This is a genomic window from Streptomyces sp. NPDC040545 (genome assembly GCF_055595065.1).
The window spans coordinates 66,175-83,347 of the sequence record NZ_JBVIWA010000018.1 but is presented as its reverse complement, the minus strand read 5'-3'; the positions used below and the strand labels follow the sequence as shown (position 1 = coordinate 83,347).

Annotated in this window: 18 protein-coding genes and 1 pseudogene; 1 reads left to right on the top strand and 18 read right to left on the bottom strand. The window is 71.0% G+C overall.

The genetic code is table 11. The features are described from left to right. Nucleotides 1-56: 56 nt before the first annotated feature. The 7 genes from ACZ573_RS29060 to rpsB form a co-directional block, all read right to left on the bottom strand. On the bottom strand, nucleotides 57-1,157 hold the full coding sequence (locus ACZ573_RS29060; protein WP_471309538.1) for a thiamine ABC transporter substrate-binding protein: 1,101 nt from the start codon (nucleotides 1,155-1,157) through the stop codon (nucleotides 57-59). A gap of 250 nt (nucleotides 1,158-1,407) precedes the next feature. Further along, a complete protein-coding gene (rlmN, locus tag ACZ573_RS29055; protein ID WP_030718543.1) occupies nucleotides 1,408-2,520 on the bottom strand; it encodes a dual-specificity RNA methyltransferase RlmN in 1,113 nt (370 codons plus the stop codon). A gap of 93 nt (nucleotides 2,521-2,613) precedes the next feature. After that, complete coding sequence (locus ACZ573_RS29050; RefSeq protein WP_471309535.1) at nucleotides 2,614-3,690, bottom strand: phosphatidate cytidylyltransferase; 1,077 nt, start codon at nucleotides 3,688-3,690, stop codon at nucleotides 2,614-2,616. After that, nucleotides 3,690-4,247 carry a ribosome recycling factor gene (gene frr, locus ACZ573_RS29045; protein WP_030016386.1) on the bottom strand — a complete coding sequence of 186 codons (558 nt, stop codon included), beginning with the start codon at nucleotides 4,245-4,247 and terminating at the stop codon, nucleotides 3,690-3,692. Before frr ends, ACZ573_RS29050 begins: the two co-directional genes overlap by 1 nt. Nucleotides 4,248-4,340: 93 nt before the next feature. After that, nucleotides 4,341-5,120 (bottom strand): UMP kinase, encoded by a 780-nt coding sequence (pyrH, locus tag ACZ573_RS29040; RefSeq protein WP_030016384.1) that lies wholly within the window; start codon nucleotides 5,118-5,120, stop codon nucleotides 4,341-4,343. A 162-nt stretch (nucleotides 5,121-5,282) separates the two neighbouring features. Then, nucleotides 5,283-6,119 (bottom strand): translation elongation factor Ts, encoded by an 837-nt coding sequence (gene tsf / locus ACZ573_RS29035; protein ID WP_301366227.1) that lies wholly within the window; start codon nucleotides 6,117-6,119, stop codon nucleotides 5,283-5,285. A 135-nt stretch (nucleotides 6,120-6,254) separates the two neighbouring features. Beyond that, on the bottom strand, nucleotides 6,255-7,124 hold the full coding sequence (gene rpsB, locus ACZ573_RS29030; RefSeq protein ID WP_375935134.1) for a 30S ribosomal protein S2: 870 nt from the start codon (nucleotides 7,122-7,124) through the stop codon (nucleotides 6,255-6,257). A gap of 229 nt (nucleotides 7,125-7,353) precedes the next feature. On the opposite strand from rpsB, the pseudogene ACZ573_RS29025 reads away from it, so the two are divergent. Further along, nucleotides 7,354-7,719, top strand: a pseudogene (locus tag ACZ573_RS29025) (peptidoglycan DD-metalloendopeptidase family protein); the annotation flags it as partial. A 169-nt stretch (nucleotides 7,720-7,888) separates the two neighbouring features. On the opposite strand, the gene ACZ573_RS29020 reads toward ACZ573_RS29025, so the two are convergent. The 11 genes from ACZ573_RS29020 to lepB (ACZ573_RS28970) all read right to left on the bottom strand — a co-directional run bounded on the left by ACZ573_RS29020 (nucleotide 7,889) and on the right by lepB (ACZ573_RS28970) (nucleotide 17,160). Further along, a complete protein-coding gene (locus ACZ573_RS29020) occupies nucleotides 7,889-8,446 on the bottom strand; it encodes a TetR/AcrR family transcriptional regulator (RefSeq protein WP_150262113.1) in 558 nt (185 codons plus the stop codon). A 52-nt stretch (nucleotides 8,447-8,498) separates the two neighbouring features. Continuing rightward, the gene (gene whiG / locus ACZ573_RS29015; RefSeq protein ID WP_030012408.1) at nucleotides 8,499-9,335 is read right to left on the bottom strand and encodes an RNA polymerase sigma factor WhiG; all 837 of its coding nucleotides are present in this window, start codon (nucleotides 9,333-9,335) and stop codon (nucleotides 8,499-8,501) included. Between the two features lie 209 nt (nucleotides 9,336-9,544). Further along, nucleotides 9,545-10,720, bottom strand: coding sequence for a DNA-processing protein DprA (dprA, locus tag ACZ573_RS29010; RefSeq protein ID WP_471309532.1), 1,176 nt, complete (start codon nucleotides 10,718-10,720; stop codon nucleotides 9,545-9,547). Further along, nucleotides 10,717-12,351, bottom strand: a complete 1,635-nt coding sequence (locus ACZ573_RS29005) for a YifB family Mg chelatase-like AAA ATPase (protein ID WP_471309529.1) — start codon at nucleotides 12,349-12,351, stop codon at nucleotides 10,717-10,719. Before ACZ573_RS29005 ends, dprA begins: the two co-directional genes overlap by 4 nt. Continuing rightward, the gene (locus ACZ573_RS29000) at nucleotides 12,351-12,722 is read right to left on the bottom strand and encodes a YraN family protein (protein WP_471309524.1); all 372 of its coding nucleotides are present in this window, start codon (nucleotides 12,720-12,722) and stop codon (nucleotides 12,351-12,353) included. Before ACZ573_RS29000 ends, ACZ573_RS29005 begins: the two co-directional genes overlap by 1 nt. Before the next feature lie 125 nt (nucleotides 12,723-12,847). Continuing rightward, entirely contained in the window at nucleotides 12,848-13,156 is a 309-nt protein-coding gene (locus ACZ573_RS28995; RefSeq protein ID WP_005311352.1) for a DUF2469 domain-containing protein, read from the bottom strand. 55 nt (nucleotides 13,157-13,211) lie between these two features. After that, nucleotides 13,212-13,718, bottom strand: a complete 507-nt coding sequence (locus tag ACZ573_RS28990) for an NUDIX hydrolase (RefSeq protein WP_471309521.1) — start codon at nucleotides 13,716-13,718, stop codon at nucleotides 13,212-13,214. Beyond that, on the bottom strand, nucleotides 13,708-14,490 hold the full coding sequence (gene lepB / locus ACZ573_RS28985) for a signal peptidase I (RefSeq protein ID WP_471309518.1): 783 nt from the start codon (nucleotides 14,488-14,490) through the stop codon (nucleotides 13,708-13,710). The genes ACZ573_RS28990 and lepB (ACZ573_RS28985) overlap by 11 nt, the downstream gene beginning before the upstream one ends. 43 nt (nucleotides 14,491-14,533) lie before the next feature. Further along, on the bottom strand, nucleotides 14,534-15,433 hold the full coding sequence (gene lepB / locus ACZ573_RS28980; RefSeq protein ID WP_471309515.1) for a signal peptidase I: 900 nt from the start codon (nucleotides 15,431-15,433) through the stop codon (nucleotides 14,534-14,536). Nucleotides 15,434-15,545: 112 nt separating this feature from the next. Beyond that, complete coding sequence (lepB, locus tag ACZ573_RS28975; RefSeq protein WP_471309513.1) at nucleotides 15,546-16,430, bottom strand: signal peptidase I; 885 nt, start codon at nucleotides 16,428-16,430, stop codon at nucleotides 15,546-15,548. After that, nucleotides 16,423-17,160: a signal peptidase I gene (gene lepB / locus ACZ573_RS28970; RefSeq protein ID WP_471309510.1), complete on the bottom strand. Its 738-nt coding sequence runs from the start codon at nucleotides 17,158-17,160 to the stop codon at nucleotides 16,423-16,425. Before lepB (ACZ573_RS28970) ends, lepB (ACZ573_RS28975) begins: the two co-directional genes overlap by 8 nt. Nucleotides 17,161-17,173 lie beyond the last annotated feature (13 nt).

Here is a 17,173-nt window from a genome sequence, read left to right as displayed (position 1 = left end):
GGGGCCGGGGCCCGGCGCGGCGTCCCCCGGCGCCACGCCCGGCTCCTTGGTACCGCTTACTTCACGACGAGCGCGGTCCATGCCTTGACCCACTGCTCACGGTTCTTGGCGATGGTCTCGGGAGCCACGTTTTCCGGCTTCTCGACCACCACACCGTGCTTGGTGAACAGCTCCGGCAGGGCGGCGTCCTTCGTCACGGGGTTCACGAACATCTGGAGCGGCATGTCCTCCTGGAACTTCTTGCTGACCAGGAAGTCCACGAGGGCCTTGCCGCCCTCCTCGTTCTTGGCGCCCTTGAGCAGACCCGCGAACTCGATCTGACGGAAGCAGGTGCCGGTGGAGACGCCCGTGGGGGCCTCGGCCGGCTGCGGCTCGCCGTACAGGACCTCGACCGGCGGGCTGGAGGCGTAGGAGACGACCAGCGGGCGGTCGCCCTTGGCCTTCTTGCCCCCCGCGGAGCCGGAGAAGCGCTCGTTGTAGGCCTGCTCCCAGCCGTCGACGACCTCGACGCCGTTGGCCTTCAGCTTGCTCCAGTAGTCCTTCCACCCGTCCTCGCCGTACTTGCCGACGGAGGCGAGCAGGAAGCCGAGACCGGGCGAGGAGGTCGCGGCGTTCTCGGTGACCAGGAGGTTCTTGTACTCCGGCTTGGTGAGGTCGTCCAGCGTCTGCGGCGGGGCGATCTTCTTCTCGGCGAAGTACGCCTTGTCGTAGTTGACGCAGATGTCACCGGAGTCGATCGGGGTGACCCGGTGCTCCTTGTCGAGCACGTACTCGGGCTTCACCTCGGCCAGGCGCTTGGCCTCGTACGGGGTGAAGATGCCGTTGTCGAGAGCGCGCGAGAGGAGGGTGTTGTCCACGCCGAAGAAGACGTCGCCGCGCGGGGAGCCCTTGGTGAGGATCTCCTGGTTCAGCGCCGCGCCCGCGTCCCCGGACTTCAGGACCTTGACCGTGTAGCCGCTCTGCTGCTCGAACTCCTTGAGGACCGCTTCGGTCACGTTGAAGGAGTCGTGCGAGACGAGCGTGACGGTCTTGGACTTCGGGGCGTCGCCCGCCCCCGCGGTCTTGTCCTCGGCGGCGCCGCCGCCACAGGCGCTGAGCGTGGTGACGCCCAGCGCGGCCGCGAGCGCGACGCCCGCCAGCTTCTTGGTGGTGCTCATCGGTGAATTCCTCCTGGGATGTCCAGGAGAAGACGCGGCCCTGCCCGGCGCCGCGAGAGCGGACGCCGGGCAGGGCGCAACAGCAAGAGTGGTGACCGAACTTCCTACCCCGAATGACCGGGGCGAGGTTCAGAGGGTCTGCGGTGACGGATACCGCACTCTCAGCGCTGTGGCGCTCCCCTGTCGGAATATGAAATTGGTTCGGCCACAGGGTACCCCCTGGCCGAATCGCATCGAACAGAAGCGGAATCTAGCGCTCCGAGGCGGCCAGCTGGCCGCACGCGCCGTCGATCTCCTGGCCCCGGGTGTCCCGTACGGTCACCGGCACGCCGTGGCGGGCGATGGCCTCCACGAAGGCCTTCTCGTCCTCGGGCCGCGAGGCGGTCCACTTGGAGCCCGGCGTCGGGTTGAGCGGGATCAGGTTGACGTGCACACGCTTGCCCTTGAGCAGCTTGCCCAGGAGGTCACCGCGCCAGGCCTGGTCGTTGATGTCGCGGATCAGGGCGTACTCGATCGAGATCCGGCGGCCCGACTTCTCGGCGTACTCCCAGGCCGCACCGAGCACCTCGCGGACGTTCCAGCGGGTGTTCACGGGTACGAGGGTGTCGCGCAGCTCGTCGTCCGGCGCGTGCAGCGAGACGGCCAGGCGGCACTTGAAGCCCTCGTCGGCGAAGCGCAGCATGGCCGGGACCAGGCCGACGGTGGAGACGGTGATACCGCGCTGCGACAGGCCCAGGCCGTCGGGCTCCGGGTCGGTGAGCCGGCGGATGGCCCCGACCACGCGGTTGTAGTTGGCGAGCGGCTCGCCCATGCCCATGAAGACGATGTTCGACAGCCGCGCCGGGCCGCCGGGGACCTCGCCGTCGCGCAGCGCGCGCATGCCGTCGACGATCTGGTGCACGATCTCGGCGGTGGACAGGTTGCGGTCCAGGCCCGCCTGGCCGGTGGCGCAGAACGGACAGTTCATGCCGCAGCCGGCCTGCGAGGAGATGCACATGGTGACCCGGTCGGGGTAGCGCATCAGCACGGACTCGACGAGCGTGCCGTCGTGCAGCTTCCACAGGGTCTTGCGGGTGGTGTCGTCGTCGCACGAGATGTGCCGGATGACGCTCATCAGGTCCGGCAGCAGCTCCTGCTGGAGCTTCTCCCGCGAGCCGGCCGGGATGTCGGTCCACTCGGCCGGGTCGTGCGCGTACCGGGCGAAGTAGTGCTGGGAGAGCTGCTTGGCCCGGAACGGTTTCTCGCCGATCGCGGCGACCGCCTCGCGGCGCTCGGCCGGGGTCAGGTCGGCAAGGTGCCGGGGCGGCTTCTTGGCCCCGCGAGGGGCGACGAAGGTGAGCTCTCCCGGAACGGGGCGGGCCATGGCAGGTACTCCTTGTAAGACGAAAGGCGCGCCGCAGAAGCAGCGCGCCTTCCAAGAGTAACCGCCCGGCGTCCTGCGACGCCTTTTCGCAGGTCAGCCGGTGCCGACGAAGGCGGCCAGCAGCAGCCACACCACGGGGGCCGTCGGAAGCAGGGAGTCCAGCCGGTCCATGATGCCGCCGTGTCCCGGCAGCAGCGTGCCCATGTCCTTGATGCCCAGGTCCCGCTTGATCATCGACTCGCCCAGGTCGCCCAGGGTGGCGCTGACCGCGACCGCGAGGCCCAGCAGCAGGCCCTGCCACCAGGAACCGCCGTCGATCAGGAACTCCATGCACAGCGCGCCGGCCGCCATCGCGAAGGCCACCGCGCCGAACAGGCCCTCGCGGGTCTTGCCGGGGCTGATGCGCGGCGCGAGCTTGGTCTTGCCGAAGCGCCAGCCGACCGCGTAGGCCCCGGTGTCACTGACCACGGTCAGGAGCAGGAAGGTGATCACGCGCTCGGCGCCGTCGTCGGCGGTGAGGAGCATCGCGACGAAGGTGGCCAGGAAGGGCACGTAGAACGCCGCGAAGGCGCCCGCCGTGACGTCCTTGAGGTAGTCCTCGGGTGGTTCGGTCATCCGCCACACCAGGACCGCCAGCACGGTCAGGGCCATGGCGACCCAGGCGCCCTCGGCCCCCCGGACGTATCCGGCGATGACCATGGCGGCGCCGCCGACCGCGAGCGGGACCAGCGGGGCCTTGATGCCCTTCTGCTCCTGCAGCCGGGAGGTGAGCTCCCACAGGCCGACGACGACCGCGACGACGATGACGCCGACGAAGACGGCCTTGACGATCAGCAGCGAGGCGAAGATCACCGCGCCGAGACCCACGCCCACCCCTATGGCGGCACGCAGATCCCGGCCCGCGCGCTTCTTCGGCGGCGGGGGCGAGGCGTCCTGCGGCTGCTGGGCATGCGGAGGCGGGGGGCTGGGCATGGGCTCCTGCGGCGGCGTATCGGCGCGGAAGAGGGGGTCGCTGTCGGCGGCGACCCCCCGATCGCGTGCTTCCCGGTCGTCGAAGTCACGGCCGGCGGCATCGGGCACGATGGGCATGGGCCGAGTGTGCGGGCCCACCTGCGCATCGTATGCGGGACCCGCCGGAACCGGCTCCGGCTGCCAGGAAGTGTCGTTCATCAGACTTCGAGGAGCTCGGCTTCCTTGTGCTTCAGGAGCTCGTCCACCTGCGCGACGTACTTCGCGGTGGTGTCGTCGAGCTCCTTCTCCGCGCGGCGCACCTCGTCCTCGCCGGCCTCCTTGTCCTTGACCAGCTTGTCAAGGGCGTCCTTGGCCTTGCGGCGGACGGCGCGGAGCGAGATCTTCGAGTCCTCGGCCTTGGTGCGCGCGACCTTGATGTACTCCTTGCGGCGGTCCTGCGTCAGCTCGGGGAAGGTCACCCGGATGATGCTGCCGTCGTTGCTCGGGTTGACACCGAGGTCGGAGTCGCGGATGGCCTGCTCGATGTTGCGCAGGGCGCTCTTGTCGAACGGGGTCACGATCGCCATGCGCGGCTCGGGCACCGAGAAGGAGGCGAGCTGGTTGATGGGCGTGATGGCGCCGTAGTACTCCGCCACGATCTTGTTGAACATCGCCGGGTGCGCACGGCCGGTGCGAATCGCGGCGAAGTCTTCCTTGGCGACGACGACGGCCTTTTCCATCTTCTCCTCGGCCTCGAGGAGGATCTCTTCGGTCACCACGTGCTCCTGCATGTCAGATATGGATGGTTCAGGCGGGCGGGCGGGGCCGGCGAGCCGGCCTACGGCTCGCTCGGTCCGGCAGCGGACTGCTCAGGCCCGGGTTTCCTGGTCGCTCACGAGCGTGCCGATCTTCTCACCCTTGACGGCGCGGGCGATATTGCCCTCGGCCAGGAGCTCGAAAACAAGGATCGGCAGCTTGTTGTCGCGGCAGAGCGTGATCGCGGTGGCGTCGGCGACCTTGAGGTCGCGGGAGAGGACCTCGCTGTACTCCAGCGCGTCGAACTTCACCGCGTCCGGGTTCTTCTTCGGGTCGGAGTCGTAGACCCCGTCGACACCGTTCTTGCCCATGAGCAGGGCCTCGGCGTCGATCTCCAGGGCGCGCTGGGCGGCCGTGGTGTCGGTGGAGAAGTAGGGCATGCCCATGCCGGCGCCGAAGATGACGACGCGGCCCTTCTCCAGGTGCCGCACGGCACGCAGCGGGATGTACGGCTCAGCCACCTGGCCCATGGTGATGGCGGTCTGCACGCGGGAGTCGATGCCCTCCTTCTCCAGGAAGTCCTGGAGCGCGAGGCAGTTCATGACGGTACCGAGCATGCCCATGTAGTCGGACCGGGCCCGGTCCATGCCGCGCTGCTGGAGTTCGGCGCCGCGGAAGAAGTTGCCGCCGCCGATCACGACGGCGATCTCCGCGCCGTCGCGGACCACCGCGGCGATCTCACGCGCGATGGCGTGGACGACGTCGGGATCGACGCCGAGCCCTCCGCCACCGGAGAAGGCCTCGCCCGACAGCTTCAGCATGAAGCGGCGGCCCTTCTTGTCCTGGTCGCTCTTGTCGTCGGATGCGGTGTGGGGGTCCACGCCCTGATTCATGGAGATCTCCTCGTGCACATACGAAGAAGGCCATTGCCGGTGGGTCCTTGCGGTTCCCTCTACGGCAATGGCCTCCTCGTCAGATCTGCGGTCGCCTCGCGCAAGCGCGGACGACTGCCTCAGACCCTACCGGGGTCCGGTGTCCGTCGCGTACGGACGGACTCAGATGCCGACCTTGATGCGGGTGAAGCGCTTCAGGGTGACACCGGCCTCGTCCAGAACCTTCTGGACGGACTTCTTGTTGTCCAGGGCGTACGCCTGGCCGAGCAGCGTGGCGTCCTTGAAGAAGCCGTTGACGCGACCCTCGACGATCTTCGCGATGGCAGCCTCGGGCTTGCCCTCCGCGCGGGTGACCTCTTCGGCGATGCGACGCTCGGACTCGACCTTCTCGGCCGGGACGTCCTCGGCGGACAGCCACTGCGGGGCGAACGCGGCGATGTGCTGCGCGACGCCGCGGGCGACCTCGGCGTTCTCCTTGTCGAGCTCGACCAGGACGCCGATCTGGAACGGCAGGTCGGGCATCGTGCGGTGCATGTACGCGGTCACGTAGCCGCCGCTGAACTGCGCGAAGCGGTCCAGGACGATCTTCTCGCCGAGGTTGGCGTTGGCCTCGTCGACGAAAGCGGTGACGGTCTTGCCGGGCTCGATCTCGGACGCGAGCAGCGCCTCGATGTCGGCCGGGGAGGTGGCGGCCACGTGGGCGGCCAGCTGGTTGGCGACGGCCAGGAACTTCTCGCCCTTGGCGACGAAGTCGGTCTCGCACTTCAGCTCGACGATGACACCGGAGGTGTTGTCGTCGGCGATGAGGGAGACGACCGCACCGTTCTCGGCAGAACGGCCCTCGCGCTTGGCGACGCCCTTCTGACCCTTGATGCGGAGCGCTTCCTGGGCCTTGTCGACGTCACCGTCGGCGTCCACGAGCGCGTTCTTGCAGTCCAGCATGCCGGCGCCGGTGAGCTCGCGGAGCTTCTTGACGTCAGCGGCGGTGTAGTTCGCCATGAGTCTGTGATTCTCTCTCGAAGTCGTAGATCTACGGGTGAACGGCGGAGGCGCCGCGCTCGTGGCGCGGCTCCCCCGCCGTCATCGTCCGTGCTGCGAGTGCCCGGCGTGTGAACGCCGGGCGCTCTCAGTGGGTCAGGCCTGCTCGGCGTCGGCGGCCGGAGCCTCGACAGCCTCGGCGGCCGGGGCCTCGGCAGCCGGAGCGGCCTCGGTCTCGTCGGCCTTCTTCTCGCCCTCGAGCAGGTCGCGCTCCCACTCGGCGAGCGGCTCGGCGGCGGCCTTCTCGCCCGGCTTCGAGTCACCGGTCGCAGCGCCGGAGCGGGCGATGAGGCCCTCGGCGACGGCGTCGGCGATCACGCGGGTGAGCAGGGTGACGGAACGGATCGCGTCGTCGTTGCCCGGGATCTTGTAGTCGACCTCGTCGGGGTCGCAGTTGGTGTCGAGGATCGCGACGACCGGGATGTGGAGCTTGCGCGCCTCACCGACGGCGATGTGCTCCTTCTTGGTGTCGACGATCCAGACGGCGCTGGGGACCTTCGACATCTCGCGGATACCACCGAGGGTCTTCTCCAGCTTGGTCTTCTCGCGGGAGAGGACCAGGAGCTCCTTCTTGGTGAGACCCGAGGCGGCGACGTCCTCGAAGTCGATCGCCTCAAGCTCCTTCAGACGCTGAAGGCGCTTGTAGACGGTGGAGAAGTTGGTGAGCATGCCACCCAGCCACCGCTGGTTGACGTACGGCATACCAACGCGCGTCGCCTGCTCGGCGATGGCCTCCTGGGCCTGCTTCTTGGTACCGACGAACATGATGGAGCCACCGTGCGCGACGGTCTCCTTCACGAACTCGTAGGCGCGGTCGATGTACGACAGCGACTGCAGCAGGTCGATGATGTAGATGCCGTTGCGCTCCGTGAAGATGAAGCGCTTCATCTTCGGGTTCCAACGGCGGGTCTGGTGACCGAAGTGGACGCCGCTTTCCAGCAGCTCCCGCATCGTGACGACGGCCATGGCCATCTCCTTGGTTTCTCGGTTTGGTTCCTGACGCCCCACCGCGCCCTGCCCCCATGAGGGACCGAGAGACGCTGTCACCTGGCTGTTTCAGCCTGGCGCCGGGGCGTGCGAAGTCGACCCGGTGACCCGGATCGCCACAAGAAGTGTACGGGACCCGGCGGTATGCCGGGTGACGCCGTTGTCCACAACACCGCGGCGATCCACAGGCCGGGGCGGCGGTCCGGGGATGCGCGGGACGCTGGGGTCCATGACGACCTTGCTGCTCAGCCTGCTCCTGGCCCTGGCCCAGCCGGCCCTTCCCGGGGTCCGCCCGCTGCCCGCCCCGCTGTCGGTGGCCCGCTGGTGGGACCCGCCGCCGACCCCCTACGCGGCCGGTCACCGCGGGGTGGACCTGTCCGCGCCCGTGGGCGCGGAGGTCCGGGCGGTCGCGGCCGGCCGCGTCCACCACGCCGGGCCCGTCGCCGGGCGCGGAGTGCTCTCGCTGGCCCTGCCGAACGGGCTGCGCACCACCTACGAGCCGGTCCGGCCCCTGGTCACGGAGGGCGAGCAGGTCGCGGCGGGCCAGGTGGTGGCGGTTCTGACGGAAGGCTCGCACTGCCCGGCGCCGTGCCTGCACTGGGGCCTTCTCGCGGGCGAGACCTATCTCAACCCGCTGAGCCTGCTCCCCCGCGCGACACCCCGCCTCCTGCCGGCCGAACCCCCTGCGCGATCCGGCCCGCCGGCGTTGGAGGCGCGGGGTCCGGGGCGGAGCCCCGGGGACCTCAGCCCCGGACGCCCCGCAGGGCCATGGCCACGGCGGCCTCCGTCACCACGGCGGGATCCTCGGCGGCGCCCAGCTCGATCCGGCGCACAGCGGCGTCCACGACCCCCTGCAACAGCATCGCGGCCAGTCGCGGCTCCGCGTGCCCCAGGGAGCTCAGCGCCTCGACGATCATCGCCACGAGACCGCCGTGGGCCGCGCGGATCTTCTCGCGGGCCCCCGCGTCGAGCTCGCTGGCCGAGATGGCCACGACCGCCCGGTGCCTCCGGTCGCCCACCAGCCCCAACTGGCTGCGCACGTAGGCCTCGATCTTCTCCTCCGGCGACGGGGCCTGCTCCATCGCCGCTTCGATCTCGGCGGCCCACACGGGGAAGTCCACGGCGCACAGTTCTTCGACCACGGCGGCGCGGGAGCGGAAGTACTCGTACACGGAGGACCGGGCGAGCCCGGTGCGCTCCGCGAGGGCGGGGAAGGTCAGCGCCTCCGTCCCGCCTTCGGACAGCAGGGACCGCGCAGCGTCCAAGAGGGCGCCGCGCTGCATCGACCGGTGCTCGGCCACGGAGGCCGCTCGAATCCTGGGCACGCATCCACTGTACGGAGGTGGCGCAAGCTCACCTGCCTACATCTGCCAACTTCGCGCGCAACTGCAGGACGGACTTGGTGTGGATCTGACTGACCCGGCTCTCGGTGACGCCGAGGACATTGCCGATCTCAGCCAGCGTGAGGCCCTCGTAGTAGTAGAGGGTGACCACGGTCTTCTCCCGCTCGGGCAGCGTGTTGATGGCCCGCGCCAGCAGGCGCCGAAGCTCGCGGTCCTCGGCCACCGCCACCGGGTTGTCGGCGGCGGTGTCCTCGAGGGTGTCCATCAGCGAGAGGCGGTCGCCGCCCTCCCCGCCGACGTGCAGCAGCTCCTCCAGGGCGACCACGTTGGCCAGCGACAACTGGCTGAAGACGGTGTGGAGATCCTCCACCCCGATCCCCATCTCCCCGGCGACCTCGCTCTCGGTCGGGGTGCGCCGCAGCTGGGCCTCCAGCGTGGCGTAGGCCCGTTCCACGGCGCGCGCCTTCTGCCGAACCGAGCGCGGGATCCAGTCCAGCGCCCGCAGCTCGTCGATCATCGCGCCGCGGATCCGGGTGATCGCGTACGTCTCGAACTTGATCGACCGGTCGATGTCGAACTTCTCGATGGCGTCGATCAGCCCGAAGACCCCGGAGGAGACGAAGTCGGCCTGCTCCACGTTGGGCGGCAGGCCCACGCTGACGCGGCCGGCCACGTACTTCACCAGGGGCGAGTAGTGCAGGATCAGCTGCTCCCGCAGCCGCTCGTCGCCCGATTCCTTGTACGAGCGCCACAGCACCTCCAGGGACGAGGGCGCGGTGGACCGCACGCTGCCTCGGGCAGCAGGGGGCACCGCAGCGCGGTCGGACCCTGAGGTGTGCTGGGGCATGCTTCGCCTTTGCCGGAGCCGGATTCCTTGGGAGCGTAGCGTGACGGGATTGTCGCGGTGCGCGAAGAGTACGGGATGGCGCGGGGGCCGGGAGGCGCCCGGACTCGCGCGGGCGCCCCGGGACCGGCGCCTGGCGCTCGGTCCCGGCGAACGCCACCGGGAAGACCGCGTCTCTCATCGGTTTCACTCTTTCACCGGAACACCCCAGGTCAACGACCGCCTCGCCGGGCAGCTCCGGTTTGTGTGCCTCCTCCAGCCGTTTGTCTGCTCAACTGCCAGCCGTCGCCCTGCCGTTCGACGAACCCCAGAGAGTGAAGTTCGTACAGTCTGCCGATGACTTCATCGGCGCCGGTGCCGGAGGCAAGTGCCAGCTCGGCCACGTCCGCCGGGCGGCCGGCGGGCAGCGCTTCGAGCACCCGGGCGGTGTCCGGGTCCAGCAGGTCCCGGGCGAGCACCGGGCCGCGCCGCTCGGGGGCCAGCTCACCCATGGCCCCGACCAGCTCGACCACTTCGGCCGCGTCGGTGACGACCACGGCCTCGCCCCGCAGCAGTTCGTGCACCCCGGCGGAGAGCCCGCTGGTGGCGGGTCCGGGGACGCCCATCGTGAACCGCCCCAGGCGCTGCGCCCGCCGGGCCGTGACCAGGGAACCGCTGCGGTGCGCGGCCTCCACGACGACCGTGCCCCGGGTGAGGGCGGCGATGACCCGGTTGCGCAGGACGAACCGGCTGCGTGTCGGGTGGCTGCCCGGTGGCAGCTCCCCGAGGATCAGCCCCTGCCCGGCGATCCGGCCGAGCAGCCCGGCGTGTCCGCGCGGGTAGGCGACGTCCACCCCGCAGGCCAGCACCGCCGCGGTCGCGCCGCCCGAGGCGAGGGCCCCTCGGTGGGCGGCGCCGTCGATCCCGAACGCGGCGCCGGACACCACGACCCAGCCCCGCTCGGCGAGCCCGGCGGCCAGGATCTGGGCCATGTGCGCGCCGTACGGGGTGCAGGCGCGGGCCCCGACCACGGAGACCGAACGCAGCGCCCAGGTGCGCAGGTTCGGCCGGCCCCGCAGCCAGAGTCCGACGGGCCTCTCGTCGCCCAGGTCGTCGAGCTGGGTCGGCCACTCGGCCGACCCCGGGTGGACGAACCGGCCCCCTGCCTCGGCAACATCGGCGAGGTCCCGCCCGGGATCGGCCAGCGCGGCCCGTCTGCGGTATCCGGCGAGCCGCTCGGGTCCCACCCCGGACGGAGTGTCCGGCTCCGCCCCGGGGTCGGTCAGCAGCCGTATCAGCCGCACCGCTCCGAACTCGCGCAGCCACCGCCCGCCGTGTGCGTCGCCGGGCTCCAGCACCCGGGTGAGCGCGGCCCGCGCCAGCAGTTCCGCGTCCCCGGAGCCGGTCATGTCCCGGCCCCCGGCAGCGACATCGCCCCGCGGGCGATCCCGGTCCGCAGCTCCAGCGCCACGGCCACGTCCAGCGCCTCGGGCCGGTCCCGCCCCCGCAGGTCGGCCACGGTCCAGGCGACCCGCAGCACCCGGTCCAGCCCGCGCGCGGTCAGCAGTCCCCGTTCCAGATCGCGCTCGGCGGGGGCGAGCGCGCCGGACCCGGCCTGCCATCGGGTGCGCAGTTCCTGCCCGGGCACTTCGGAGTTGAGCCGCCACGGCGTGTCGGCGAGCCGGGCCGCGGCGCGCTCCCGGGCCTGCCGCACCCGGTCGGCGACCACCGCGGTGGATTCTCCGCGGCCGCCCTGCCCCAGCAGGTCGCAGCGCGTCACCGGCTCGACCTCCACCCTCAGGTCCACCCGGTCGAGCAACGGCCCGGACAGCCGCGCCTGGTAACGCCGGATCACCGAAGGCGGGCATTCGCAGCCGGCTCCGTGCAGGGTGTGGCGCCCGCACGGGCACGGGTTGGCGGCGAGCACCATCAGGAACCTGGCGGGCAGCCTTACCACTCCGGCGGCGCGGGCGATGACCACGTGTCCCGATTCGAGGGGCTGCCGCAGCGCGTCCAGCGCCCGGCTGTGGAACTCCGCGGCCTCGTCCAGGAAGAGAACGCCTCGATGGGCCAGGGAGACCGCCCCGGGCCTGGGGACCCCGGTCCCGCCGCCCACCAGGGACTGCATGGTCGCCGAATGGTGCGGCGCGCAGTAGGGCGGTCTGGCGACCAGCGGTTCGCCGGGCGGGAGGATTCCCGCGACCGAGTGGACGGCCGTGACCTCCACAGAATCCTGACGGGTGAGGGGCGGCAGGAGCCAGGGCAGCCGTTCGGCGAGCATGGTCTTGCCCGCTCCGGGCGGTCCGCTGAGGAAGAGGTGGTGTCCTCCGGCGGCCGCCACCTCCAGGGCGCGGCGCGCCGTGTGCTGCCCGGCCACGTCCGCGAGGTCGGGGAAGTCCGTGCCGTCCTCCCGGCCGGACCGGCCCCGGGCGAGGCCCGTGCCCAGTCCCGCCCCCGGGACGAGCAGTCCGGCCAGTATCGGGTCCGGCCTGCCGGGCGGGTCGCAGGGTTCCTCCTCGGGGATCTCCCCGCCGGTCAGGACCGCGATGAGCTGGCGCAGGCTGCGTACGCCGAGGACCGAGACGTCCGGTACGAGCGCGGCCTCGGCCGCGCACTGCTGCGGCACCACCACCTGCCGGTAGCCGGCCTCCGCCGCGGCGAGGACGGCGGGCAGGATCCCGCGGACCGGGCGCACCCGGCCGTCCAGCCCCAGCTCCCCGATCAGGACGAGGTCGGCGATCGCGTCCGGGTCGACCACCTCGGCGGCCCCGAGCACGGCCGCAGCGACGGCCAGGTCGAAGCCGGCGCCGGATTTCGGTACGGAGGCCGGGCTCAGTCCGACCGTGAGCTTCTTCTGCGGCCAGGCCGCTCCCGAGTTGACCACGGCCGCCCGCACCCGGTCCCGGCTCTCGACCAGGGTCTTGTCCGGCAGTCCCACCAGGGTGAAGGCGGCCACGCCGGGTTCCAGGTCGGCCTGTACCTCGACCACCACGCCGTCGACTCCTACCAGGGCCACCGAGCAGGCGCGCGCGAAGCCCATCAGGCCACCCCCCTGACGTGTTCCACCTGGGGGGCGCCGCGCCGCGGCAGCAGGACCCCGACGAGGTCGATGCGCACGCCGCCCGGGGGTGGTCCGCCGTGGTCGGCGAGCCAGCGCCCGGCCAGCGTGCGCAGGCGCTCGGCCTTGGCGGGCCGTACGGCGGCCATGGGATGCTCGAACTGGCCCGCCCGGCGGGTCTTGACCTCGCACACGACGAGGGCGTCCCCGTCCCGGGCGACGATGTCGATCTCGCCGCCGCGGCACCGCCAGTTCCGCGCGATCAGGGTCATCCCGGCCTCGGTCAGCCGCCGTGCCGCGAGTTCCTCGCCGTACCGCCCCAATGCCTGCTGTGCCACGCACTTCGCGTTCATCCGGCACCACCTCCGGCACCGACGGTCCCGCACCCCCGCCCACCTTGTGGATCTTGGTGGACGGTCCGGCCGTTGTGGAAAACCGCCTCACCCTTGCGGGTGAGGCGGCCTCGCGGGTGCCGGCCTCAGCTGCCGGGCAGTTCGAGATCGCTCTTGTTGAGCTCCTCGATGTTCACGTCCTTGAAGGTCAGCACCCGCACCTGCTTCACGAAGCGGGCCGGCCGGTACATGTCCCAGACCCAGGCGTCGGCCATGGAGACCTCGAAGAAGACCTCCCCCTGAACCGAATGCACCTGCATCTCGTAGTCGTTCGTGAGGTAGAAACGGCGTTCCGTCTCGATCACATACTTGAACAGCCCGACGACGTCGCGGTACTCCCGATAGAGCTTCAGCTCCATCTCGGTCTCGTACTTTTCGAGGTCCTCGGCACTCATGGCATGTTCCCCTTCAGCCGTGCGTCCCCCTATTGTGCGCCAGGCCCCTGCGCCCCTAAACGATTTCCGGGGCCAGGACCACCGGCTCACCCGGAGGACCGTCGTCGAGCAGCGTACGGAGCAGCTCGGCGAGTCTGGTCGGGTACACCGTCTCATGGGCCGCGAGAAGTTCCTCGGAGGTCCACCACCTGGCTCCGGTGACGCTGCGCCGCTCCAGCTCGGTGAGGCCGCCCATCTCGGTCTCGGTCCGGGCGGTCCGGGCCAGGAAGTACCACTCGTCCTGCTCCCAGCGCCGCCCGTCGAAGGGGAAGGAGCAGTAGCGGTGCCACAGCACCGGGCCCAGCTCCACCTCCGTGATCCCGGTCTCCTCCGCCAGCTCGCGCAGTGCGGCCTGCTCCCGGCTCTCGGTCCCCTCCAGCCCGCCGCCGGGGGTGAACCACCAGTCGTCGGAGGGGTCGGCCGGTTCGAAGCCGTGCAGCAGGAGGATCCGGTCGGCCGGGTCCAGCAGGATCACCCGCGACACCTTCCGGCGGCCGTGCCCGGCGGCCGGGTCAGCGGACACCGGCCCGCTCCTGCCGCCGTCCGCGTGCGAGGACCCGTGCGACCGGGCCGTACGCGGCCCCCAGCACCACCAGGACGGCCCCGGCCAGCACCGCCACCACCTGGAGGCGCAGCGGCCCGGGCCGCGAGATCCCGCCGGGCAGGGCGGCGTACGTGGCCGGCCGCTCCACCATCGACACGGAGGGCCAGGCCAGGGCGTCGACGCGGGCGCTGACCGCCGATCGGGGCACGCTGCCCTGCCCGGTCTCCTGCAGGTGGGCCCGGGAGTCCAGGGAGGCGGCCCGCCGGTCGCCCAGCAGGAAGAGGTTGCCTTCGGGGACCGCCACCTCGAAGGGGGTCCCGGAGGGTGCGGTCTGTCCGGGCGGCATGGCCAGGTCCGTGGCCGGCTTGGTGGTGTCGGCGTACGGCTCGTCCAGCCGGGTGCCGTTGACCGTCAGCTCGCCGGCCGCGCCGCAGCACTTGACGACGTCGCCGCCGATGCCGACGACCCGCTTGACCATGGGGGAATCGCTCCACAGGGAATCGGTGAAGATGACCACGTCCCCGCGGCGCACCTCGGCGCCGTCGATGCGCTGCGCCAGCACCCGGTCCCCGGGCCGCACCGTGGGCATCATCGAGTCGGTGGGCACCGTGTAGGGCCGGTAGACGACCGCCCCCCACACGAAGCCGCCCAGGAAGAGCGCAAAGCCGATGGCCACGGCGATTCCCGACAGCACATTGCCGAGACCGCCGCGGCCATCCTTGCCCCTGCGTATTGCTTGTGTTCCGCCCATTGCAGCGCCCCTACACTTCGGGATCGTCGACCTGGGCGGCACCCTACCCGTCGGTACGGCCGCTGGTCAGCTTCCGCCTGCGCCACATGACGAGCGGGACGGCTCCCGCGAGCCCCAGTGCTGCCGGGCCGAGCCCGACCGGGGCCAGCCCGGCGGCCCCGAGGCCGAGCGCGGTCGCCGCGGCCTGGTTGCCGATGCCCGGCTGGTCGAAGGTGTCCGGGACCGGCAGGGTGGCCCAGCGGGTGACCGGCCACGCGACCACCACGGCCCGCCCGACGACCTTGTCCACCGGGACGAAGCCCTTGGTGGAGTCCTGCTGGTGGTAGCGGGAGTCCTCGGAGTTCTGCCGGTGGTCACCCATGACCCAGATTTTGCCCTTGGGCACGGTGATCGGGCCGAACGGGGCGTCGTCGCACGGGGTGTTGCCGGGGTAGATGTACGGCTCGTCCAGCTCCTTGCCGTTGACGACGACCGGTCCCCCCTTCTTGCACTCGACCGTGTCCCCGCCGATCGCGATGACCCGCTTGATCAGGTCCTTCTCGGAGGCGTCCGGCATCAGGCCGATCTTGCTGAGCACCTGCTGGAGGATGTTCGGCTCGGGAGTGGGCTGCCCCGACAGCCAGTCCGCGGGGTCGTGGAAGACGACGACCTCGCCGCGCTCCGGCTCGGAGCCGAACCACGGGGTCAGCTTGTCCACCAGCACCCGGTCACCCATCTGCAGGGTGTTCTGCATCGAGGCCGACGGGATCGAGAACGCCTGCAGCAGGAACGTCTTGATCAGCAGGGCCAGCAGCAGGGCGATGCCGATGAGGAGCGGGAGCTCCTTCCAGAAGGACCGGTGCGCGTGCTCCTTGGCATCGCCGTCCTCCTCGGTCTCGCGCTCGACGGCGTCGTCCGGCCGCTCCTCGCCTTCGTCGCGTCCGGACCGTGCGCCTACCGCCACGTCCCCCACATCCACTCCTCACTCGCGATTGCCGCCCGCGCCGAATCCGGCACGGGCCCTCCCCTCCCTTAACGAGCGGGAGTTCCCTAAGGCGCGGGAGACCGAGGACACACTATGCGAACGGCGCGCTCCGACGGCGCCGTCGTCGGCCGCGTCCCTCGCGCCGTGCCTGATCGGGGACCATCCGGAAGGTCGCCGGCTGCTCCAGCCGGGTCCAGTGCCCGTAGGGCCAGGCGATCACGACGGCCTCCCCGACCACCCCGCTCTCGGGGATGGTGCCCTGAAAGCCCTCGTCGAGGTGGAACCGGGAGTCGGACGAGTTCGCGCGGTGATCGCCCATCACGAACAGCCGGCCCTCCGGCACCTGAATCTCGAACGTGATGTCCGAAGGAGTGTTGCCCGGGTTCACGTACGGCTCATCGAGGGGCGATCCGTTGACGGTGATCCGGCCCCGGCTGTCGCAGCATTTGACGGTGTCCCCGCCGACGCCGATGACCCGCTTGATCAGGTCCTGCTCGTCGGCCGAGGGCAGCAGGCCGATGAAGGTCAGTGCCTGCTTGATCTGCTTGACCACGATCGGGTCCTTGGGCGGACGGGCCGCCTCGCCCTTGAGCCAGCCGCCGGGGTCCTTGAACACGACGATGTCGCCGCGCTCGATCTCGGAGCCGAACCACGGCGTCAGCTTGTCCACCAGGACCCGGTCGCCGATCCGGATCGTCTGCTCCATCGAGCCCGACGGAATGAAGAAGGCCTGCACCAGGAAGGTCTTGAGGAGCAGGGCGATGCACAGCGCCACGACCACCAGCAGCGGCACCTCGCCGGCCCGGCGCGTACGGCGCCGCCGGCGCACCTTGCGGGCCGTCCGGCGCCGTTCGGCCCGGCCGCCCTCCACCCGGCCGCCCTCCACCACCGGAGCCGGGGTGGGCTCCGGCTCGGGTTCGGGCTCGAATTCCCAGTCCCGTCCCCGTCCGTCCTTCGACCGCCCTCGGCTACCCATGACCACCACCGATGTCGTCCCAGCGCGAGAGCGGCCAACCGATCCAGTCGGCCCGCCCGATCACCTTCTCCACCGGCACCATCCCCCCTCCCGGCTCCCCCAGGTGGTCCCGGGAGTCCCGGGACTGCGAACGATGATCACCCATGACCCACAGCGTCCCGAGCGGTACGACGATCCGGAAGGGCACCGCCGAGGGCGCGTCGCCGGGATGGAGGTACGGCTCCTCCAGCGGCACACCGTTGACCGCCACCCGCCCGCCGGCGTCGCAGCACACCACGTCGTCGCCGCCGACCCCCACGACCCGCTTCACGAAGTCGGTGTCGGACGGCTCGGCCAGCCCGAGCGCCGAGGCCGCGCCGTGCAGCACGGTGCCGATCGGATTGCCGTCGGGGCGTTCCCGTACGAAGGAGCCCGTGCCGTCGAAGACCACCACGTCCCCCCGGCGGGGCTGTTCGCCGAAACGGTACGCGAGCTTGTTGACCAGCACCCGGTCCCCGACCTGGAGCGTCGGCTCCATGGAGCGGCTCGGGATCAGGAAGGGCTGGACCACGAAATTGCTGAACAGCAGCAGGAAGACGGTGCAGATCACACCGAGCACTCCGGCGCGGCGCCAGGTGAGGGGTCGCCCGCCGGCCGTCCGCCCGGTCCGGGGGAACGCAAAACGCGGCCGCCCTTCCCCCTCGACGGGGGAAGAGTGGCCGCGCTGCGTGTGAGGTGCTTCGGTGTCCATCGGGGGCGAGCCT